The sequence below is a fragment of the Pseudomonas reactans genome (assembly GCF_013387025.1).
GTDB lineage: Bacteria > Pseudomonadota > Gammaproteobacteria > Pseudomonadales > Pseudomonadaceae > Aquipseudomonas > Aquipseudomonas reactans.
On sequence record NZ_JACAQP010000052.1, the window covers coordinates 1 to 23,063 of the forward strand.

8 protein-coding genes are annotated in these 23,063 nt (G+C 63.6%); 5 read left to right on the forward strand and 3 right to left on the reverse strand.

What is annotated here, in order from left to right; genetic code table 11:
* The first annotated feature begins 263 nt into the window (after nucleotides 1-263).
* From gspE to HX793_RS30405, 4 genes are all read left to right on the forward strand, one after another.
* Complete coding sequence (gene gspE / locus HX793_RS30390) at nucleotides 264-1,682, forward strand: type II secretion system ATPase GspE (RefSeq protein ID WP_177052973.1); 1,419 nt, start codon at nucleotides 264-266, stop codon at nucleotides 1,680-1,682.
* On the forward strand, nucleotides 1,682-2,893 hold the full coding sequence (gene gspF / locus HX793_RS30395; RefSeq protein WP_016980105.1) for a type II secretion system inner membrane protein GspF: 1,212 nt from the start codon (nucleotides 1,682-1,684) through the stop codon (nucleotides 2,891-2,893). The genes gspE and gspF overlap by 1 nt, the downstream gene beginning before the upstream one ends.
* Nucleotides 2,894-3,222: 329 nt before the next feature.
* A complete protein-coding gene (locus tag HX793_RS30400; RefSeq protein WP_016980104.1) occupies nucleotides 3,223-4,410 on the forward strand; it encodes a substrate-binding domain-containing protein in 1,188 nt (395 codons plus the stop codon).
* A gap of 205 nt (nucleotides 4,411-4,615) precedes the next feature.
* Entirely contained in the window at nucleotides 4,616-16,858 is a 12,243-nt protein-coding gene (locus HX793_RS30405) for a filamentous hemagglutinin family protein (protein ID WP_178905568.1), read from the forward strand.
* Nucleotides 16,859-16,926: 68 nt separating this feature from the next.
* Here HX793_RS30405 and HX793_RS30410 read toward each other — a convergent pair whose 3' ends face one another.
* The 3 genes from HX793_RS30410 to HX793_RS30420 all read right to left on the reverse strand — a co-directional run bounded on the left by HX793_RS30410 (nucleotide 16,927) and on the right by HX793_RS30420 (nucleotide 22,101).
* Nucleotides 16,927-18,516, reverse strand: a complete 1,590-nt coding sequence (locus tag HX793_RS30410) for a hypothetical protein (protein ID WP_177052975.1) — start codon at nucleotides 18,514-18,516, stop codon at nucleotides 16,927-16,929.
* Between the two features lie 67 nt (nucleotides 18,517-18,583).
* Nucleotides 18,584-20,317: a DUF8225 domain-containing protein gene (locus tag HX793_RS30415; RefSeq protein ID WP_177052976.1), complete on the reverse strand. Its 1,734-nt coding sequence runs from the start codon at nucleotides 20,315-20,317 to the stop codon at nucleotides 18,584-18,586.
* Complete coding sequence (locus tag HX793_RS30420) at nucleotides 20,314-22,101, reverse strand: tyrosinase family protein (protein ID WP_177052977.1); 1,788 nt, start codon at nucleotides 22,099-22,101, stop codon at nucleotides 20,314-20,316. Before HX793_RS30420 ends, HX793_RS30415 begins: the two co-directional genes overlap by 4 nt.
* A gap of 158 nt (nucleotides 22,102-22,259) precedes the next feature.
* On the opposite strand from HX793_RS30420, the gene HX793_RS30425 reads away from it, so the two are divergent.
* Nucleotides 22,260-22,724 (forward strand): Lrp/AsnC family transcriptional regulator, encoded by a 465-nt coding sequence (locus HX793_RS30425; protein ID WP_026000053.1) that lies wholly within the window; start codon nucleotides 22,260-22,262, stop codon nucleotides 22,722-22,724.
* The last annotated feature ends 339 nt before the right edge of the window (nucleotides 22,725-23,063 follow it).

Consider the following 23,063-nt stretch of genomic DNA (forward strand, 5'->3'; position numbering starts at 1 on the left):
GGCCGGAATTCGGCAGGGATTTGGGGGGTAAACCGGCAGGGATGCCGGTTTAGCCGCCCCGCGCCATGGATGGCGCGTGGCGGCGGCCCCCCAAATCACTGTCGGATTACGGGCACACCGAGCCTAGGCGAGGTGCCGAGTGTTGGGGCAAGAGCGTTTTGCTTACTTTTGCGCTTTTCAAAAGTGAGCCGCCGTAAGGGCGGAACCAATAGCCGCCGTTACCCAAAAAACGGATATGTACACCTAAAAACAGGTCCAACCCAATGAGCCTGCTCCCGTACGCCTGGGCCAAATCCCAACGCATCCTCCTGCGCCCCACCGAAGCAGGCCACCTGCTAACCGTGTGCCCCTCAACCCCCGGCTGGTCCATCAGCGAAGTCCACCGCCAATTCGGCCAAACCCACCTCGAACAGGTCCGCGACGACGAACTCGACCGCCTACTCACCAGCGCCTACGCCGACACTGGCAGCGCCGCCGCTGTAGTGGGCGCCGCCGAAAACGAAGTCGACCTCGACCGCCTCATGCAAGACATGCCCGAAATCACCGACCTGCTCGACACCCAAGACGGCGCCCCCGTCATCCGCATGATCAACGCCTTGCTGACCCAAGCCGCCCGCGACGAAGCCAGCGACATCCACATCGAGCCCTACGAAACGCACTCCGTCGTGCGCTACCGCGTCGACGGCACCCTGCGTGACGTGGTCTCACCCCGCAAGGCATTGCATGGCGCGCTGGTCTCGCGGATCAAGATCATGGCCCAACTCGATATCGCCGAAAAACGCCTGCCCCAGGACGGCCGTATCGCCCTGCGTGTAGCCGGGCGGCCCATCGACATTCGCGTGTCCACGGTGCCCACCGGCCATGGCGAACGCGTCGTCATGCGCCTGCTGGACAAACAAGCCGGGCGCCTGCAACTGGAAACCCTGGGCATGGAACCGCAATTGCTGGCACGCCTGGACACGCTGATCCGCCAACCCCATGGCATCGTGCTGGTCACCGGCCCCACCGGCAGCGGCAAGACCACCAGCCTGTACGCCGCCCTGGCACGGCTGGACGCGAGCACCAGCAATATCCTCACCGTGGAAGACCCGGTGGAATACGACCTGCCGGGCATCAGCCAGATCCAGGTCAACGCCAAGATCGACATGACCTTCGGCCTGGCCCTGCGGGCGATCCTGCGCCAGGACCCGGACATCATCATGATCGGTGAAATCCGTGACCTGGAGACCGCGCAAATCGCCGTGCAGGCCTCGCTCACCGGTCACCTGGTGCTGGCAACCTTGCACACCAACGATGCAGTGTCGGCGGTCAACCGGCTGATCGATATGGGCGTTGAACCGTTCCTGTTGGCCTCGTCGTTGCTCGGTGTGTTGGCCCAGCGCCTGGTGCGTCGCCTGTGTCCGCACTGCAAGCAGGAAGACCCGGCCGCTCCAGGCACTTGGCGTCCGGTGGGCTGCGCGCAGTGCAACCAGATCGGCTACAGCGGGCGTACCGGTATCCATGAATTGTTTTGCGTCGACGACGATGTGCGCAGCCTGATCCACCAGGGCGCCAACGAGCAGGACCTGCGCCTGGCTGCGCGCCGTGCAGGGATGTTCAGCATGCGTGAAGACGGCGAGCGCTGGGTGCGCAGCGGCGCCACCGCGCCTGAAGAAATCCTGCGTGTGACACGGGACGCCTGATGAATCGCTATCGCTATGAAGCCGCCGATGCCAGCGGCAAAGTCGAGGCCGGGCATGTGGAGGCCGATAGCCAGAGTGCGGCCTTTGCCAGCCTGCGCAGCCGGGGCTTGACCGCACTGCTGGTGCAGATCGAAGGCAATCAGCAAACAGCGGCCGGTAGCAGCCTGTTCACCGCCAAGCTGTCGGACAACGACCTGGCCTGGGCCACGCGGCAACTGGCGAGCCTGTTGGGCGCGAGCCTGCCGTTGGAAGCCGCCTTGAGTGCCACGGTGGAGCAGGCCGAGAAAAAACACATCGCCCAAACCTTGAGCGCGGTGCGCGCTGATGTACGCGGTGGTATGCGCCTGGCGGACGCGTTGGCGGCGCGGCCACGGGATTTTCCGTCGATTTATCGCGCGTTGATCGCGGCGGGGGAGGAGTCCGGCGACCTGGCCCAGGTGATGGAGCGCCTTGCCGACTACATCGAGGAACGCAACAACCTGCGTGGCAAGATCCTCACCGCGTTTATCTACCCAGGCGTAGTAGGGCTGGTGTCCATTGGTATTGTGATTTTCCTGCTGAGCTACGTGGTGCCGCAGGTGGTCAGTGCGTTTTCCCAGGCGCGCCAGGATTTACCAGGTTTGACCCTGGCGATGCTTAATGCCAGCGATTTCATCCGCGCCTGGGGCTGGCTGTGTTTTGCCGGGATTGTCGGCGGTTTCTGGAGCTGGCGCCTGTATTTGCGCAACCCGGTGGCGCGTTTGAGTTGGCATAGCCGGGTGTTGCGCCTGCCGCTGATCGGGCGTTTTGTGCTGGGCCTGAACACCGCGCGGTTTGCCTCGACCCTGGCAATTCTCGGCGGTGCCGGGGTGCCGCTGTTGCGCGCCCTGGAAGCGGCGCGGCAGACCCTGTCCAATGATCGCCTGAGCCAGTGCGTCAACGACGCCACCGCCAAGGTGCGTGAGGGCGTCAACCTGGCCCCGGCGTTGGCGGTGGAGAAGGTGTTCCCGCCGGTGTTGATCCACCTGATCGCCAGCGGCGAGAAAACCGGCTCGCTGCCGCCGATGCTGGAGCGTGCGGCGCAGACCCTGTCGCGGGATATCGAACGCCGCGCCATGGGCATGACCGCGTTGCTGGAGCCGCTGATGATCGTGGTGATGGGCGCGGTGGTGCTGGTGATTGTCATGGCGGTGCTGTTGCCGATCATTGAAATCAATCAACTGGTCACGTAGCTCCCCCGACCGACCTCGGGTTCCTCATTGCGTCACATTTTCACACCCAGCGCGGCCTCCAGCGCCGCCTGCTGAAACCTCGCTGTCACCTGTGCCGAAACCGCTCAAAACCGTGACCAAAACACCCGAGAATCTTTTTAGAAATCAAGGCGTTCCTCCCGAGGTTTTTTCCCATAACCGTCATCGGAAACTGCGACTTTCTCTTCCATGGTTTTACCCCTGGCCACCCCCGTAGCTACCCCAGGTAGTTCAGGCTCGGGACCGAAGCCATGGCGTCATGCAAGAGCCATCTACCCCAAACGTACAAACACGACGAAAGGAGATTCTTCATGTTTAAGCGCAACGTTCTCGCGGTATCCATGACCCTCGCTGCACTGTGCTCGGCCCAGGCTGCAATGGCCGACATCAACGGCGGCGGTGCAACCCTGCCACAAGCGCTGTACCAGACATCCGGCGTGTTGACCGCAGGTTTTGCCCCGTACATCGGTGTGGGCAGCGGCAATGGCAAGGCAGCTTTCTTGACCAACGACTACACCAAGTTGAAGGCTGGCGTTTCCAACCTGAACGTGCACTGGGCGGGCAGCGATTCCAAACTGAACGCCACTGAACTGTCGACCTACGCATCGGCCAAGCAACCAGCCTGGGGCAAGCTGATCCAGGTGCCATCGGTGGGTACTTCGGTTGCCATCCCTTTCAATAAAAGCGGTACTGCTGCCGTTGACCTGAGCGTCAACGAGCTGTGCGGTGTGTTCTCCGGTCGTATCACCGACTGGAGCGGTATCACAGGTTCGGGTCGCAGTGGCGCCATCAAAGTGGTTTACCGCAGCGAAAGCAGTGGCACCACCGAGCTGTTCACGCGCTTCCTGAATGCCAAGTGCGCTGAAACCGGCACCTTCAATGTCACCACCACCTTCGGCACCAGCTACACCGATGGCTTGCCTACCGGTGCTGTTTCCGCAACTGGCAGCCAAGGCGTGATGACCACCCTGGCCGGTACCGACGGCGGTATCACCTACATGAGCCCTGACTTTGCCGCCCCGACCCTGGCTGGTCTGGATGACGCAACTAAAGTCGCTCGCGTGGGCAAGGACGTGGTCAACGGTGTGGCGGTCCAGGGTGTATCACCGGCTTCGAGCAACGTATCCGCCGCCATCAACGCTGTTCCATTGCCTGCTGTCGCTGACCGTGGCAACCCTGACGCTTGGGTTCCCGTGTTCGGCAAAGCCAACACCGCAGGTGTGGTGCCTTACCCAACGTCGGGCTACCCGATCCTGGGCTTCACCAACGTGATCTTCAGCCAGTGCTACGCCGATGCCACCCAGACCACCCAAGTGCGTGACTTCTTCACCAAGCACTACGGTTCGTCTGCCAACAACGACGCAGCGATCGAAGCCAACGCTTTCGTGCCACTGCCAAACAACTGGAAAATCGCCATTCGCGGTAGCTTCCTGACCGCTTCCAACGCCCTGAGCATCGGCAACACCAACGTCTGCAACGGCATCGGTCGTCCGCAGTAACCCAAGCGTTCACCGACCGGCAACACCTGATCAGCAACGGCCTGTGCCGTTGCTGATTTTTGCGTTTGTGTCGTTTTGCCCCGCACTAACAGCCCCATGTGAACTTTGCATGACAGAAGTTCAGTCGCGCCCCTCGCCAACCGCCTAACCCTCATACGTGAGCTTGTCTTGCTCCCTGCGTAATAACAAAGAAGGAAGATTCCTGATGGTCCGCTGCAAATCACCGGTCAATCTGAAAGCCCCCGAGACTATCCTGCGCCTCAAGCCTTTGGCCCATGCCATTGCCTTGTTGATGGTGGCGGGTAACGCCCAGGCAGCCACGGCATTCAGTTCCGGCTGGTTTGCCGACAAGGGCGCGTCCCAGGCGGCCACGGCGGCACGCACTGGCGCGGGCCAGGTGCCAGGGATTCCCTCATTGAACCAGCAGGCGCGGGTCAAGCAGCAGTTGTCGCGCTCCATCAGCACCTTGAACACCAGCGTCGCGGCGATCGCGGCCCAGCAGGCCGCACAAGCGGCAGGGCGCCAGGCGGCGTTCGGTCAGGTCTCGACGATTCCCGATGGCCTGGGCAAGGGCGGCTTGCAGGTGGACAACGGCCTGACCCAGGGCTGGACCAACGCCAAGGGCCCGACCCAGAGCCAGTCCGGTGGCAAGACCACGGTGACCATCGAACAGACCGCTGACAAGGCGATCCTCAACTGGGAGACGTTCAACGTCGGGCGCAACACCACTGTGGACTTCCAGCAGCAGGCCAGTTGGGCGGTGCTCAACCGCGTCAACGATCCCAATGCGCGCCCCAGTGAGATCCAGGGCCAGATCAACGGTGCCGGTACGGTGATGATCATGAACCGCAATGGCGTGGTGTTCAGCGGCACCAGCCAGGTGAATGTGCGTAACCTGGTCGCTGCAGCGGCTAACATCACCGACGCGCAGTTCACCCAGCACGGCCTCTACGTCGATGCCAACGGCACCCAGCCGACCTTCACCGATGCGGCAGGCAAGGTCGAGGTGCAGCGCGGAGCCTTGATCCAGACCCACAATCCGGCCACCTCCACCGACGCCGGCGGTTATGCCTTGCTGCTCGGTACCGAAGTGGAAAACGCCGGTACTGTCATCACCGCCAAGGGCCAGACCACCCTGGCCGCCGGTGACAGCTTCTATATCCGCAAGGGTGTCGGCACCACTGGCAACGACCGCTCCACCACGCGTGGCAATGAGGTGGCGACCAGCCTCAACCCTGGCAGCAGCGCAGGCAAAGTCACCAACAGCGGCCTGATCATGGCCTCCACCGGCGATATCACCCTCACCGGCCATCAAGTGCAGCAAAACGGCGTGGCGCTGGCCAGTACGTCGGTGGATACCCGCGGCACGATTCATCTGCTCAACGCTGCTACCGACAGCACCGGTAGCGTGATGCTGGGCGAGGGCAGCACCACCGCGATCCTGCTGGACAGCAGTGGCAGCACCGCGCTCAACGGCCAGAAGGATAACGGCCTGATCAAGCTCGATGGCACGCCCGCGAACCTGATCACTGGCCGGTTCAACAACCTCAGCACCGTGGCCGACCGCACCGACCAGTCGCGCATCGAGATCGTCAGCGGCGGTACCGTCGATTTCCAGAAGGGCTCGATCACCCTGGCCACCGGTGGCCAGGTGGCGGTCAGCGCCACCGGGCGCAGCCTGGTGCGCGATGGCGCGATGATCGATGTGTCGGGTGCGGTCGGCGTCAAGGTGTCGATGGAATCCAACAACATCAAGATCAACGTGCAGGGCAACGAGCAGCGCGATGCACCGGTCAACCGTGACGGCGGGCAACTGATCAACAACGATGTGTGGGTGGACCTGCGTGAGCTGGTTTTTGTACCAGCCGGCACCAACGGTTATGCGACGGACCGCTGGTACACCGCCGGTGGCTTGCTGGAAGTGGGTGGCTACCTCGGCACCCAGGGCCACTCGGTCGGCGAATGGATGGCCCAGGGCGGCACCGTGACTTTCACTGGCAAGGACGTGGTGACCCAGCAGGGTGCGCAGATCAACCTGTCGGGCGGCACTGTGGATGTGCAGGCCGGTTATATCCAGCAGACCTGGCTCAAGGGTCCCAATGGGCGCTTGTATGAATTGTCCAAGGCGCCCGGCGACATCCTCTATTCGGGGTTCTACAAGGGGTATGAAGACAACAGCGTGCGCTGGGGTCAGACCGAGTATTACTACAACCCGCTGATCGCGCCGCAACGTCGCTATGAGGCCGGCTACACCGTAGGCCGCGACGCCGGCAAACTGGTGGTCGGCACCACCAGTGCGGTGCTGGAAGGTCAGTTGATCAGTGATGTGTTCCAGGGCGATCGGCAGACCCAGGCGCCCAACATCAACCTCGACGGCTACCAGCAATCCAAAAAGGCCATGGCCCAGCGGGCGCAGTTGATCATTGGTCAGTACATTCCGATCTACAACAAGACCACCGGCACGCTGCGCTACGCCCTGAGCGGCACCACCGACCAGGTGCTGATCGATGGCAATACCCAGAAAATCGCCGATGGCCTGGACCTCGCTACGGCGCTGCCGGCGGATCGCCAGGGCAAGATGGTGCTCGACAGTGACCAGCTCAACGGCTACCAACTGGGCGCGATCAAGGTGGGCGCCAAGCAGCAGATCACGGTGAATGGCGCGCTCAAGGTGGCAGACGGCGGCGACATCACCTTGTTCGGGCCGGGGGTCGGTATCAACGCCAATCTCACCGCCCGGGGGGGCAGTATCAACGCGGGCAACATCCTCAATCAGGTCAACCTCAACTCGGGCAACACCGTCGGCGATGTGATCCTCGCGGGCAGCGGACGGGTCGATGTGGCGACAGGCGTCAAGCTGGACGCCGCCGGGCGCTGGAACAATCTGGCACTGGACCCGAGCCTTCGTGAAGGCGTGGCCTATGTGAACGGCGGCAAAGTGTCGCTGCGCAGCACCGGCAACCTGAACCTGGCGTCAGGCAGCGTGGTGGATGCGTCTTCCGGGGCCACGCTCGGTGTGGATGGCAAGCTCATCGGCGGCAAGGGCGGTGACGTGACCTTGGGGGCGCTGGGCAGCCTGGGGCTGGAGGGCGAGATTCGTGGTTATGGTGTCAATGGCGGAGGCACCCTGGCGTTGCAGGCTCGCAAGGTACAGATCGGCAACAGCGCCGGGGCGCCTGACGTCGGCACCGTGCAACTGGCGCAAGACTTCTTCAACAAGGGCTTCTCGGCCTATGACATCACCGGCAACGAGGGCCTGCTGGTCACTGACGGCACCCAGGTGGATGTCACCACCCCGGTGTATCGCCTTGGCGAGCAGACGTCCGCTGCGTCAACCGGTGGCGACCCTGCCACGGTATTGGAGCGCTGGACCCCTGCGCTGTATCAGGAAGACACTGCCAAAGGCGTGTTGACCCAGCGCCGTGGCGCCAGCCTGACCCTGACCGCCGGCCGGCAGGAATCCACGGCGGCCGAACTGGCTACCACGGCCCTGACAGTGGGCCGGGGCGCGGTGATCAACGTCGACCCGGGCCAGAGCATCAACCTGCGCAGCGTCGGCCAGTTGACCCTGAACGGCACGCTCAATGCCTGGGGCGGCAGCGTCAGTCTGGGTGGCCTGACCGCTGTCGGTTCCGAGGTGGCCAATGCCGCCGGGCATAACCGCTCGATCTGGGTCGGCGACCACGCGGTGATCGATGTGGCAGCCCGTGCGGTCAGTGCCGCGGACAATCGCGGTCGCCTCTACGGCCAGGTCAGCAAGGGTGGCAGGATCAGCCTCGGCGGCGAAATTGACCTGGCCACCGGGATTGCCAAGGCCAGCGACCTGTTTGTGGTGGTGCGCGACGGCGCGCGCCTGGACGCTTCCGGTGCCCAGGCGATGCTCGACATTCCGGGCCAGGGCCGGGTGCAGGTGGCCAGCAATGGCGGCAGCATCAGCTTTGCGTCCAACAACGGCCTGTATCTGGATGGTAGCTTTGTCGCCCGGGCCGGCGGCGCCGGTGCGGCGGGCGGCAGTTTGTCGCTGGCACTGGAAACGCCTTACTACCTCAAGGCGGCAGTCACCGACTCGGTGCTCAAGGTGCGTGAACTGGTGCTCAGCCAGCCCCATCAAGCCAGCCCCCTCCCGAATACCCTCGAGTACGGTCATGGCCGCCTCGGTGTGGACCAGGTCACCACCGGCGGCTTTGATAACCTGGCCTTGCTCAGCAATGGCGTGTTGAGCTTCGACGGTGATGTGTCGCTGAACATGGGGCAAAGCCTGCGCCTGTACAGCGGGGCCATGGGCCTTGCCGAAAACGCCGCCGCCAACGCTCGCATCAACCTGTCTGCGCCTTATCTGCTGCTGGCCGGCATCCTTGCGCCGCTGGACCCCAGCAAGGACCAGTACCTGCATCCGGTGCTCGCGTCCAACATGTCGCAACGCGCCAGCCAGGCGCTGTTCCAGGCCAGTGGCAACTTGATCGATGTGCGCGGCAATGTGCTGTTTGGCAACAAGAGTGACCTGACGTTGAGCGATGCCAGCAAGCAGGGCATCGATCGCCGTGGGTTCGATGATGTGCAGTTGAGCAGCCAGGGTGACCTGCGCTTCCTGGCCGGTGCCGGGGCGGATGTGATCGCGCAGGGCATCAGTACTCAGTTGATGACCAAAGGCGATATGACGCTGCGCGCCGCGCAGTTGTACCCGGCGACGGAAGTCGGCGCACGGGTGCTGGCCGGTTTTATCGATGCCTTCTCCGGCTTCAAGTACGACCCGACCCGCACCTTGACGATCGCGCGCACGGGGACTGCTGATGCCGCCATGCCGTACTCGGCGTTCGGCCGTCTGCAACTGGGTGGCCCCACGATCAAGCAGGGCGGGGTGGTACGTGCGCCCCTGGGCCTGATCGAAATCGGCAACCTGGGGGCCAGCCGCGTCGAGCTGCTGCCCGGCAGCCTGACATCGGTGAGTGGCAAGGGCCTGGTGCTGCCCTACGGTGGCACCGTGGACGGCCAGGTCTACAAGTACAACGGCAAGACCGTGACATTCCTCGGGCAGGGGGCGTTGCCCAACGCGAACGGCAGCCTGAATGTCGGGATGGTCCTGGGTGGCGAATCGGTGGCGGTGCAGCCTGGCGCTGTCGTGGACCTGTCCGGCGGCGGCGAGCTGCTCGGGGCCGGGTTTATTTCCGGGCGCGGCGGTTCTACCGATGCGCGCTACAACCCCTTGGTGCAATTCGGGGCAACCGGCGGTTTTGTGTTGCCGGGGTTGGGCACCAACCCGGTCTATGCGATCGTGCCGGGCGCGCAACCAGGGTATGCCCCAGTGGGGCCGGAGGGCGGGGCAAGCGACCCGTTGATTGGCCAGCAAATCACTATTGGTGCCGGCGTGCCGGGGCTGGCAGCGGGCACCTACACCTTGATGCCGTCCACTTATGCCCTGATGCCGGGGGCCTTCCGCCTGGAAATCAACGGCTTGGCGGGGCTCGGCAGCGAGGGCATGCCACAGTTGCTGCGCAACGGCTCATGGTCGACTGCGGGGCGCTTGTCCATCGCCAATACCGGCATCGGCAACAGTACGGCGAGCCAGGTGATCCTCACCTCCGCGGACACCTTGCGCCGTTATTCCCAATACAACGAGACCAGTTATGCGCAATTCGCCTTGGCCGATGCAGCCCGGCTTGGGGTACCGCGTGCGCTGTTGCCGGTGGATGCCAAGACCCTGCAACTGAACCTGAGCCCGGGTGCGGGTGCCAATGCCTTTTCGTTCAAGGGTATCGGTCGCTTCGAGGCCGCCGACGGAGGTTACGGTGGCACCGTGGCGTTGACCAATGGCAACAAGAGCACGGGCAAGGATATTGAGATCGTCGCGGCAGGCAAGGGCGCGACCACGGGTTTCAGCGGCATCAGCGTCGAGGCCGACAGCCTCAACGCGCTCGGCGCGGCGCGTCTGTTGATCGGTGGCCTGACGGTAGTGACCTACGGTCAGGGCGGCAACTACATCAACCTGGCCAACGGTGCGGTGAGCAACATCAACCTGCGCGAAGGCGCGAACCTGGCGGCGCCGGAAGTGTTGCTGGTGTCTTCTACCGGCAAGATAACCGTCGAGCAGGGGGCCTCGATCAACACCATTGGTCGCGGCAAGGCCAGTTATGACGCACGTGACGGCTTTGTCTACAACATGCCCAATATGCTGGCGGTGTCCAACGGCCTGCTCAACGTGGTCGCAGCAACGCCGATGGCGGGTGTGACCAGCGGCGGGATCGAGCTGGGGGCTTGCACCAGCGCGCCGTGCAGCGGCCAGACCGCTCTGTACTCCGAAGGTACGCTCGTGGCCTTGACCGACAGCACCCTGCAAATGGGGGCGGACGTGCGTTATGGCACCCGCCACCTGAACCTGGGCGTATCCAGCATCAACGTCGGTAGCCCCGAAGCCCTGGCTGCTGCCGCTGCCGGCAATCGCCTGCCGGTGGGCATGACCCTCACCCAGCAAGTCCTGGAGCGCCTGCTGCGGGGTGACACTCAATTTGGCGCGCCGGCCCTGGAAACCCTGCAGCTGTCGGCACGCGACAGCTTCAACTTCTATGGCACCACGACCCTGGACACTTATGATTCGGCGACCGGCAAGTCGATGCTGAGCAACCTGATGCTGTCCACGCCGGCTATTTATGGTTCGGGCGGCGCCAACGATGTGGCCACCATCCACACCGCCAACCTGATCTGGCAGGGGGCCGCGACACCGCCTGTGGCGGCAGTGACCGACGGTGCCGGCAGCGGCAGCGGGCGCCTGGATATCCATGCCGAGCGCATCGAGTTCGGCTATGGGGATTTTGCCCAGCCAAGCACCACCCAGTCCTTTGACCGTCTGGCCCTGGGCTTTGCCAACGTCAACCTGAACGCCAGCCAGCGCATCACCGCCAACCATAAGGGCAGCCTCTCGGTGTACCAGCGTCAGGGCGCGTATGACGCGGTCAAGGGCTTTGCCTACAGCGGCGGCAACCTGAATATCCTCACACCGTTGATGACCGGTGAAGCCGGTTCAGTCAACCGGATCACTGCCGGTGGCGCCATTGATGTGAGCGCCTCGGCGGGTCCGGTGGGCGAGGCGAAAGGCATTGGCGGCGAGTTGTCTTTGCAGGGCGACAGCATCCGCCTGGCCAGCGCTGTGGTGTTGCCCAGCGGCAAGCTCACCCTGGGCGCCCGTGGCGATGTGGTGTTGACTGACGCGGCATTGATCGATGTGGCCGGCCGGGCCATTGCGTTCAACGACCTGACTAAATACAGCGCTGGCGGCGAGGTCCTGCTGGAAAGCCGTGCGGGCAACGTGCTGCAGGCGGCCGGTTCGACCATCGACCTGTCGGCGCAGCACAACCAGGCGGGTCGGCTGCGGGCGGTGGCCGTAGAGGGCGCGGCGGGCACCGTCGACCTGGCGGGCAGGATCGTCGCCAGCAGCAGCGGCAGCTACGATGCTGGCGGTACGTGGGTGCCTTACCTGGCGGGCGCGGTGGAGGTCCAGGCCCAGCGGCTGGGCACAATCGGCACATTGAATGAACAGTTCGCCGCCCTCAACCAACGCCTCAATCAAGGCCAGGTGTATGGCTCGCGCAGCTTTCAGCTCAAGCAAGGCGATCTGATCATCGGCAGCGATGTGAAGGCCAACAGCGTCAACGTTTCGGTCGACAATGGCAGCCTGCGCGTTACCGGCCTGGTAGACGCCAGCGGCGAACGCGTCGGCAGCATCAACCTGGCCGCCAGGAACGGCCTGGTCCTGGACGGTACGGCGGTGCTCGATGCCCATGGCACGCAAGTGCGCGTGGACAGTTATGGCAAGGTCATCGACGCGCCGAACCGCGCCACCGTTGTGCTCGGCTCAGGCCAGGGCCAGTTGACCCTGGCCGATGGCGTGCGCATCGACTTGCGCCATGGCACGGGGGCAGTGGCCGGTAATGACGGGCGCAGCCGCGGCACCCTGGAGCTGAATGCGCCGCGTCTGGGCAGCAATGACATTGCCATCGATGCCAGTGGGCGCCTGACCATCACCGGTGCGCGCTCCATCGCGCTCAATGGCATGGTCACCTACGACGATGCCCCGACCAAGACCGATGCCACCCCGAACGGACGTCCGTACCAGGCGATCGACCAAGCCTACCTCGACGGCAAGCACGCACTGAGCACGACGTTCATCAATGCCGCGCTCGGCAATACCAACTTGCTGCAGAACAAACTGGCAGGCCTGAATAACGCCACCTACGGCGATGTTTTCCACCTGCGGCCCGGTGTGGAGATCATCAGCAAGACGCCCGACGGCGACCTGGTGGTACAGGGCGACCTGGACCTGTCCGGCTATCGCTACGCCAGCCTCAAGTCGACCCAGCTCACCGAGGCCGGCAGCCTGACCCTGCGCGCCGGTGGCGACCTGAATATCTACGGCAGCATCAACGACGGCTTTGCGCCGCCGCCTGAAACCGACGATGACAACGGCTGGGTCCTGCGTGCAGGTATCGACTACACCGGCGGCACGGTGGTGGTGCCGGGCAGTGGCGTGACCCTGGCGGATGGCACGCTGTTTCCAGGCGGCGTGACGCTCAATTTCGATGTGTCGACGCAGCCGCTGTTCCTGCCTGCCGGCACGCGGTTGCCCGTCGCGGCAACGCTCAGCCAATCCTTGGTGCTGCCTGCCGGTACGGTATTGGCGGCCGCCGTTCGGGACGCATCGGGCAATGTGCTGTTCGCCGCAGGCACGTTGCTGACTCAGAGCCAGACCCTCGTTGCCGGCAGCACACTGGACGCTGGCACCTTGCTGGGCAGCTCGGCCAACGTCAAAGGGCTGATCTGGCCCAAGGGGGTGCCTTTGGCCACCAGCATCAAGCTGGCGGGCAGCCAAGTCTTGCCCCGTGGCGCGCTGTTGCCGTCGGGTACCGATGTCAAGCTGCCGGGCGGTGCAGACTCGGTACAGCTGCGTGTCGCCGACGCCGGGCGCCAGGGCAAGAACTGGGGGATTGCGCCGATGCTGGAGGAAGGCTCGCAAGCGTGGTCGATTCGGCTGGTGGCCGGCGCGGACACCGGCGCGGCGGACAGTCGCCTGCTGCAACCGCATCCGGTCACGGGCAACCTTCGGTTGGCCGACAGTCACTATGGGATGTACGGGCAGGGTGCGTTGGTCTGGACAGAGCAGGGCTCTTTGGATGTCTATGGCGATAACAGCATGGTGGGCAAGCCCATCGATGTGAATGATGGTTTCGCCTACCCCGGCATTTGTGACGACATGCCGGAATACTGCTCGTCCGAAGGCGATGCCTACACCTTGCTGGCGGGCGGCAGTACGCGATTCAGTGTCATCCGCACCGGCGCTGCGGACCTGGATTTGCTGGCAGCAGGCAACCTGAGCATGGAGTCGTTGTACGGTGTCTACACCGCCGGCAGCTCCTCCACTGCAACCTCGGCTAGCGACCCGTACAACCTCAAGCGCGCCAAGGGCAGCAATGGCAAGGTTCTGGGTAACACAGGCGGTAACGAGAAGTGGGTCAACGGTGAAACCGGCAGCCTGTACCGCGCCTGGTACCCGGACACGGGCGGTAATGTGCTGGTGAAAGTGGGGGGCAACCTGACAGGCAATATCACCAGCCCTGCGCAGAGTGGCGTGGCGCGCCCTGTGCCTGTCGACCTGGGGCAGGATTCAGCCAATGTCGGCAATTGGTTGTGGCGACAGGGCAATGACCTCGGGGGCAGCCAGGCACAAGCGACCGCCTGGTGGATCAATTTCGGTTCTTACGTCGCCAACGTCCGTTCGGACCAAATGGTCGGTTTTACCGGGTTCGGTACCCTGGGCGGCGGCAACCTCACAGTTGATGTGGGGGGCAATGCGGGGATCATCAGCCCGCTGTCGTCAACCGCCCAGAACGTCAGCCCCCGCAGTCAAGGCCTGGTTATGGCGGTCGGCGGTACCGGGCGGGTCGCGGCCGATGGCAGCGTGCAACTGACCGGTGGTGGCGACTTGAACCTGCGGGTGGGCGGTGCGCTGAACCCCGCCAGTCAGGTCACTGTCGATCACCTCAATGGCTCGTTGGTGAACCTGCGCGGCCACGTACAGGTGACGGGCGGCAGCCTGGGCAGCCTGACCTTGCGTTACGGCAACCAGCTCAGGGACCAGAGCCCCAGCGAAGTGCGCGCCTACGACCCGTTTCGCTCCACGTCGGCCCTGGCAGCCGGCGGCTTGAGCCTGCTGCCAGGGGATTCGACCTTCAGCCTGGCGACCCGGGGCGACCTGGTACTCCAGGATGTCGCCGATCCAGGCCGTGCACCGCAGATGAATGCCTTGGCCTACGCAAAGGAAGGCGTCAACGGGGTAGGGCAGAGCTGGTTCAGTCTGTGGACCGAGCGTACGGCAGTCGATCTGTTCTCCTCCGGCGGCAACCTCACACCACTGACCCAGACGCTGGAAACCGATATGGCGGCGGTCTACCCCGCCACATTGCGTGCGGTCGCCGCCAGCGGCAGCCTGTACTACGGCCGTGCGTCAACGAGTAACCCGAATGTACCGCAGCCGCTGCAGGCGCTGGTGCTGGCACCGTCGGCCAACGGGCAACTGGAACTGCTGGCGGGCGATTCGATCTACGGCGGCGACTTGACCATCAGCCGTTCCAGCGCCGCCCCTCAAAGCCTGGCGACGATCCACCATCCTGCTTTCCTGGGCTTCATCAACAGTTTGCCGGTCGCAGGCAGTGGCAATCTTTCCAGTGATGGCAACATCGCACGCCTGGGGCTTCATCCGCTGTTCGCGTTTGGCCCTGACACCGCCAGCATGGCGTGGGGCGACGCCTTGGAGCCGGCCCGTTTCTACGCACTGCGCGGTGACCTGCTGGGGGTCAACAGTGGGCGAGCGCTCACGATTTACGGGGCAAATGACCCACGATTCGGACAGACCTACTACGAAGGTGCAGGCCCGGTATGGATGCTCGCCGGGCGCGATATCGTCAGCAGCGGTACCCGCTTGAACGGTGCCCTTGGGGGGGACGTGAGCACCGGTCAATACACGTTCACCGGCAACCTGTTCGTGCACACCGGCGCAACCGATATCTCCATTGCCAGTGCCGGGCGCGACATCCTTTATAGCAGTTTCAACGTTGCGGGCCCCGGCACCCTTGAGCTGACGGCCGGGCGCAATATCCAGATGGATGACCAGGTGGGTGTGAACAGTCTGGGCGCCGTGGCGGCCGGCGACAACCGAGCGGGTGCAAGCATTGTCCTGCAAGCCGGCGTCGGCCCCAATGGGCCGGACTACCGCCGGTTTGTCGAGGCTTACCTGAACCCCGTCAACCTGGCGCAGCCGGGTGAGTCGATCCAGGGCAGCAAGGTCGCCAAGACCTACGAGAGAGAGTTACTCGCCTGGCTGGTCGAGCGCTTCGGTTTTACCGGAGACACCGAACAGGCCCGTATTTACTACGCGGCACTTCCCGCCGAGCAACAACGGGTGTTCGCCCGTGACGTGTACTTCGCCGAGCTCAAGGCTGCCGGCCGCGAGTACAACCAGGCCGGCAGTGTGCGCCAGGGCAGTTACCTGCGGGGTCGCGCGGCGATTGCCGCGCTGTTCCCGGACAAGGACGTGGCTGGCAATCCGCTTACCTACAAAGGTGACATCACGATGTTCGGCGGCGCGGGCGTGCACACCAACTTCGGCGGTTCGATCCAGATGCTCACCCCAGGCGGCAGCCAGACCTTCGGCATTGAGGGCGGGGCGCCACCGTCGACGGCGGGCGTGATTACCCAGGGCGCCGGCGATATCCAGCTGTACTCCATGGGCAGCATCCTGCTCGGCCAGAGCCGCATCATGACCACCTTCGGTGGTTCGATCATGGGCTGGACCAGCGAGGGCGACATCAACGCCGGTCGCGGCTCCAAGACCACCGTGGTGTACACGCCGCCCAAGCGTGTCTATGACAACTGGGGCAATGTGGGCCTGTCGCCGTCGGTGCCGAGTACCGGCGCGGGGATCGCTACGCTCAACCCGATTCCGGAAGTGCCGGCGGGGGACATCGACCTGATCGCGCCGTTGGGCACCATCGATGCGGGCGAGGCGGGCATTCGTGTGTCGGGCAACGTCAATATCGCCGCCTTGCGCGTGGTGAACGCAGCGAACATCCAGAGCCAGGGCAAGTCGTCCGGGGTGCCGGTGTCTGCCGCGGTCAACACCAACGCCATGACATCGGCCAGCGCGGCCGGGGCGGCCGCGTCCCAGGCCGCGGAAGACGCGGCGCGCAGTCAGCAGGCGGCGTCCAGGCAGGGCCGGCCGTCAATCATGACCGTTGAGGTGTTGAGCCTGGGCAGCGAGCCATTGCCACAGGAACCTGCACCGGCGCAGAAAACCTCCGGCTACAACCCCGACAGCCCGGTGCAGGTACTGGGCGCGGGGCCGCTGAGTGAACAGGCGCGGGCGCGGCTGACAGATGAGGAGCGCAAGCAGATCAGCCTGTAAGACTTTGGAAAGGACCTCTCGTTGTACTGTTCGGGGCGATCACTGATCGCCCCCTTTTTTTGCCTCGGCTACGGGTTGTCCTTGAGGGTCTTGAACGCCTCGATGCGTTTGATCAGGCGCGTATTCTTCGCCGAGTCGGCATTGCCAAACAGAAAGGAGAAATCCGACGCCAGTTTGGACCCGCCGGCAATCGTCGCGTACTGGTGGCAGTCGTTGCAGTTATCGGTCTGCACGTAGGTTTCCATGGTGGTGTTGGCGACAACGACGCTCTGGTCGCTGACAAACGGCCCATAGGACAGCGGCACCTTCACATTCGGCCCGGGGCCTGGATCGTTGGGCGCGTTGGGCGTCTTGGACCACAGCACGTTCACCAGTTTGTAGTACTGGAACACTGATTGGCCCTGGGTTTTCTGCGCGAAAGTCTGCTGCACCGCCGTGTTCAGCACCTGCAGGTCCTGGGGCGTGGCATTGAGTCGCGTGGCCTGCACTGGCTGATCAAGAGGCGTGCAGTTGGGCGGCGTGTGGGTGGCATCGCACTGCACCCGTGGGACGTTGGGCGTGCAGGCGTCACCGGTGCAAGCCGGGTTGTTGAAGCTATAGCCGTCGGGCGGGGTAGCGCCGCCGTCGGGCACGTTGTCGACCTGCTCGAAGGTGGTCCAGATGAAGTTCGGCTGGGTCTGGGTCTTGTTGATGATATGCAGGCCCACCAGACCCACCACTTCCTGGGTGCATTGCAGCGTGTCGGGGCGCTGCAGCCAGGCGACGGTGGTCAGGTAACGCCCGTACAGCTCGGGTTTGTTGGTAAGCACGCGCCAGGCTGCCTTGAGTTCCAGGGCGCCGAGTTCTTCCTGGGGCAGCGCCTGGGCCGGCAGCTCGCGCACCAGTTTACCGGCGGGCAAGGACAGGCCGGCCGGGTGCCGGTTGTCGCTGTTCTGCGCCACGATCAGTTGGTTGGCGGCGTCGTAAAGCCCGTTATCGACGATGTAGTCAAACTCGGCCTTGCCAACCTTGCGCTCGAAGAACACCAGGTTGCCCGACTGGTCCGTGAGCCAGCCGCCGGAGGCTTCCATGATCGAATCCGGCAAGGTCACCTGGGTACCGCTGGACAAGTGGAAGCGGTGCTTGCGGTTGATCGCGCTTTCCGACGTGGCCGTGATGAATTTACGCGCGCCCGTGGCAAACGCCTTGAGGTTGCCGGTAGCGGTGCAATTGGACGGCACCAGGGTTTCCACGCCCCAACCGGAGGGCTTGGGCGCGCCGGGCAGGAAGATATCGCTGGCGTCTTTGTAGCTGGCCCACACCGGGGCGTTGCTCATGGGCTGGCCGGGCGTTGGCGGCACGCCGAACTGGGCCACGGTGCTTTGCGTGTCCGGCTCACCTGCCAGGCTCGGGTTGGCTGGCCAGCCGGGGTTGACCGGCCAGTTCATGGCGATGAATAACTGCCAGCCGAAACAGTTGAGAAAGTCCTGCTCGGTGCCGAAGTTGTTTACCGGCAGGAAGCCGCCGCTGGTGGGATCGAACACCAGTTGGCTGACGCAGCTCTGGGCGTCCGAGGCCGCATTGGCCGGCGCGGTGCCCAGTAGCGGAAGAAGGGCGCAGGTGACCCAGCACAACACACTCAAGCGTGCCCGACGCAGCGGGCGAAGCCATCCGTTCATGGTCGCATTCCTTGCTCAAAATTCAGAAAGTGGCCGCCCACGCCAGGCATGGGCGGCCGGCAGGCACTCAGGCGACAGGCACCAGTGCCAGGCCACTTTCCCATGGGTGCTGGGTGGCGCTGGGGTTGGCGGCTTCGCTGGGGTTCAGCGCACGCACGCTGACCAGCCCCGGCGCCGCGTTGCTGCTGACGGTGACGGTCATGATGTAGCCCTGGGTGCCGCCGCTGTCGGTCTGCCCTGGAATCGCCGAGGCATCCGGCAGGAATTTGGTGACCTGAGCCGTGATCCCAGGGTTGGAAAACTGCACCCGCGCATCCGCCGCCGTGGTCTTCGGGTCGGCGCCTTGCACCACCAGCACGAACTGGCCCGAGCTGCCGGGCGCAAAACTGGCCGGCAAGTCGCTGGGGGACTGGCCGTAGAACAGGTCAATCGGCAGTAACTGCACCGGCCAGGGTTGTGCATCGGTGTTGTTGGCTGCCACGCAATCGCACTCCTGGGGCGTGGCGGTGAGTGGCGCCGGAGTCACGCTCAGGGCCACATTCAGCTCGTTGGCGATCACCCACACGTAGTCGATCGGCGTGCCACCGATGGTGATGTCGTTGATCGAGAACCCCGCGCTGGCCGGCACCTCGAACACCGCCTGCAGAATCTGGTCGGAGTTGTTCGGGCCGGTGCCGGCGGTGCCACGGGTGATGCGCCAGTAGCTGCTCACGTCCTGGCCTTGCGGGCCTTTCCAGGTGCTGAAGGACTTCGGTTGTTGCAGGTACAGACCGATGGGGTTGGTCAGCGAAATCAGGGCTTTGACGGCTTCCTGGTTGGCGGAGAAACCGATATGCGGATCGGAGTTGCGGTAGTTCTGCCCGTACTGGGCGCAGCAGATCAGGTTCTGTTGGTTGCCGCTGCTTTTGATCGGCCGCAGGATGGTGGCCGCCGCTGCGAGGTAGATCTCGGCACTCAGGGTGTTGGGGCCCGAGGTCAGGTGCATCGCGCCGCCCGACACACCCGGAATGCGCACGGTGCCGCTGTTCCATTTGTTCACGGTGTCGTAGGCGGGCTGGCCGGTGGTGGGGTCGAGCACCGGGTCGCCGGCGTTGCCGGTCGGGCCGTTGGCGGTGTAGCGCAGGTACAAGTCTTCGATCTTCACTTGCGGGTCGACATAGGCCTTGTACAGCCCGAGCACGGCCTGCGGGTCGATGTTCCACATGGTCAGGAAGTAAGCCGGGTTCTCGCTGGTGAACATGATGCTGCGCATGTTGCCGTCGGGATCGCGGGTGATCGACCACTCGCAGTATTCATCCAGCCAGCCCCGTGGGCCCGAGGGTGAAAAGTCGGCGTAGGGGCCATTCCAGTTGATGGACTTGCACAGCACGCTGGGGATCTGCAGTTGGGTCGCCTTCGGGTCCGGGTACAGCGAATACAGGGTGTTGTTGAGGGTGATCTGGCCGTGGTCGGTCAACTGCATCACCTGGTCCAGGGTCATGGCCTTACCGCCCAATTGCGGGACTACGGCGGCGCCATTGTTGTAGAAAAACGTCCACAGCCGGTTGGGGAAGGGCTGCCAGGTGATGGTCACTGGCGTCTGCGTGCCGTAGCCGCTTTCGATCGGGTTGTAGTAGCCCGAGCGGGGTGCGTCGTTGAGGTTGGACCAGGGGTTGCCGATCACCGACATCTGGGTCCAGCCGGTGACGTTGTTGTTCCAGTTCGTTTCAAAGGTGGACAGCTCGTTCTCCAGGCCTAGCTTGTTGTAGTCCTTGGGGGCTTGTTCGGCAGGGGAGGTGAATTGGGTGAAGGGCGTGCTCATGTCGGTTCTCCAGCATGGGTGTTGGTGGAGCAGCAACCGGCGTCCGGAGCGGGGCCGGCAGAGGTTTGGCGTGGGTCGTCCCACACCAGTTGGGCGATAAAGCCAGGCAGGGGCGCGTATGCATCGGGCGTCAATACCTGGCCAGTATCGGGATGGGTCACGATCAGCGATAACTGCGCTGTATCGGTCGGTTTAAGGTTCAGTGCCTGGGCGTTGCGCGCTGCATTCAGTGCGCGGGAAACGCCCTGGGTGATGCAGCGGCCTTTGTCGTCCACCAGGCCCATGCCGATGCGGCTGAAGCGCCCGATGTAGTGCGGGTTGTCGGCATTCGCATGTTGCGCCGTGGCGTCGGGTTGATTGAGGAAGACGTCGATCAGGTAGGTGTCGTGGGTGCAGCGCACATGGTCGAACACCACCCAGGGGCCGGTGATGGCAGCCGGTTTCTGATGGCAGCACGCAGCTTTCGCTGCGCCAAACTGCGAGGCCACCGGGGTGCCGTAGTCGTAGCCGATATGCCGGCTGTCCTGGGCCATATCGCCGAGGGTGGTGTAGCGCCAAGCATCGGCGCTGGTGAAGCTCACCTCATCCGCCTGATGGCCAGCGAACGGTTGCAACAGGCACTGGGTGGTGTACTGCGCCGCCGGGTTGGCGCGGATCCAGACCTCCAGCATGCGGTCGATATTGGCGTGATACGAGCAGAACACCGGGTCGAACGCGGTGTAGGCGTTATCGGCCATGTCACCGCCGATCCAGCCGTGATAGTTGTCGTGGGGCTGCTCGTAGAGCCCGTCGAAATTCAGCGCGCGGTTGGGGTACAGATCATTCGGTTGCGGCGGATCGAAGCTGGTGATGTTGGCCCAGGGGTAGCCCGGCACGCCTTGCGGCTGGCTGAACGTGGTGAACGCCAGCGCATCGATCACCTGCTGCTGAAAGATCCGGCTCATGCCATACAGTTGGGTGCGCTCGAAACGAAAGGCCTCGCCTTGGGTATAAAACAGTGGGTTGCGCTGCACATACAGGCAATCCACGTCCCCGACCGGCGCCGTGGCGCACACCTTGGAACAGCCGTCCTTGGCCGCCGCATACCGCAGCGGGTTACGTCGCACTTCACCGGTGTGCGGGTGCACATAGGTTTCATCGAGGAACGCCTGGGGCAGGCCGGCCTGGGGGCTGCCGTCGATACTGGCGTCCACGGCCATCCAGTCCCAGTAAGGGATCGCGCAGTCGATCAACGCTTCCAGGTACAGCAGATAGGCGCGATGCCACAGGGCGAAGGCTTCCTGGTAATGCAGGCACCAGTTGGTATGGATGTAGGCGTAACGCTGCCACGGCGAACCGCTGTCGGGGTCGCCGATGCGCATCACGTCATCCAGCTTGGCGCGGTACAGGTTCAGTTCATCGGCGCTCAGCGAGCGGATGTCCTGACGCACGCGTTTGACCGGGTGCGGCAGCGCCGGTGGCGGGATGCGCTCGGCCAGATCAAACGGCGAGATGCTGTTCAAGCGCCAGCCCTGGTTGACCCACAGCCGGAAAGTTTCCAGGGCATCGATTGGCCAGAATTGCTGCTGGTCGGTGGTCAGCGGCATGTTGCGCGAGGCGAGGTGCTGGTAGATGGTCTCCGACCAGGTCTTGACCGACGCCGGGTCTTCCAGGAACACGTCGTAGGCATTCATGCAGCCGATCCAGGTGGCCGCTACGGCGGCGCGCTGGCTGACGGGGATCCAGTAGGGTGCGCTGAAAAGTCCTTGGATATCAGCGGTCCATGTCGGTTTCGCGACTATCATAAGATCCCTCTCATGCCGCCGTAAGGCCAGGTGTTGGCCGGGCTGCTAAGCTGAATCGATGTTAACTAGCCACTGCGCAGGATTTGTGCAAATTGGCCCGTCATTGCGACGGATTCATTGCAATTTTCAAGGACGATTTGGAACCGATGACAGACGCCATGGATTTGAAAATCCTGGGCAAGTTGCAAAAGGATTGCGACCAGAGCCTGGAGTTGTTGAGTGACAGTGTGGGGCTGTCGTCCACCAGTTGTTACCGGCGGATTCGCCGCATGGAGAGCGCGGGGATTATCAAGGCGAAAGTGGCGGTCTTGGATGAGCGTAAGTTGGGGATCCAGGTGACGGCGTTTTTTCTGATCAAGTTGGACAGGGATAGCAATGATATTGATCGCAGGATGCAGCACATACTCGCTGGTCATCCGGAGATTCAGGACTGCTACTTGATGACGGGGGAGTTTGATTTTGTGATGGTGGCGAAGTTTCGGGATGCTGCGGAGTATACCGAGTATATCTATCGGTTTTTGGAGACTTATCGGGATATTCCGATTCGGACTTATTCTTCTACGTTGGTGGTTCGGACGGTTAAGAAGTCTTATGAGTTGCCGTTGCAGGGGGTGGGGTTTTGATCTGGGGGTGAGTACATATCCGTTTCTTCGGTAACGGCGGATATTGGTTCCGCTCTTACAGCGGGTCACTTTTGGAAGAGCGCCAAAAGTAACCAAAAACGCTTCGCCCCAACACTCGGCACCTCGCCTAGGCTCGGTGTGCCCTCACTCCGGCTTGAATCCGTGGGCCGCCGCGATGGGCCATCCTTGGCCCAGCGCGGCTAACCCGGCGTCCTGCCGGGTTACCCACGGATTCAAGCCTGCGTTCGGCCAGCGTGTTTGACGGGGCGCCTCAGATCAAGATCAAGAGCGACTCGCTTCGCATCGTGGATACGCGGTCCTTGTAGGAGCCGGCTTGCC

Bases quoted from the DNA above. Each gene is read 5' to 3' on its own strand.
- HX793_RS30400 (WP_016980104.1), top strand. From the start codon at position 3,223: ATGTTTAAGCGCAACGTTCTCGCGGTATCCATGACCCTCGCTGCACTG.
- gspE (WP_177052973.1), top strand. From the start codon at position 264: ATGAGCCTGCTCCCGTACGCCTGGGCCAAATCCCAACGCATCCTCCTG.
- HX793_RS30420 (WP_177052977.1), bottom strand. From the start codon at position 22,101: ATGATAGTCGCGAAACCGACATGGACCGCTGATATCCAAGGACTTTTC.
- HX793_RS30410 (WP_177052975.1), bottom strand. From the start codon at position 18,516: ATGAACGGATGGCTTCGCCCGCTGCGTCGGGCACGCTTGAGTGTGTTG.
- gspF (WP_016980105.1), top strand. From the start codon at position 1,682: ATGAATCGCTATCGCTATGAAGCCGCCGATGCCAGCGGCAAAGTCGAG.
- HX793_RS30415 (WP_177052976.1), bottom strand. From the start codon at position 20,317: ATGAGCACGCCCTTCACCCAATTCACCTCCCCTGCCGAACAAGCCCCC.
- HX793_RS30425 (WP_026000053.1), top strand. From the start codon at position 22,260: ATGGATTTGAAAATCCTGGGCAAGTTGCAAAAGGATTGCGACCAGAGC.
- HX793_RS30405 (WP_178905568.1), top strand. From the start codon at position 4,616: ATGGTCCGCTGCAAATCACCGGTCAATCTGAAAGCCCCCGAGACTATC.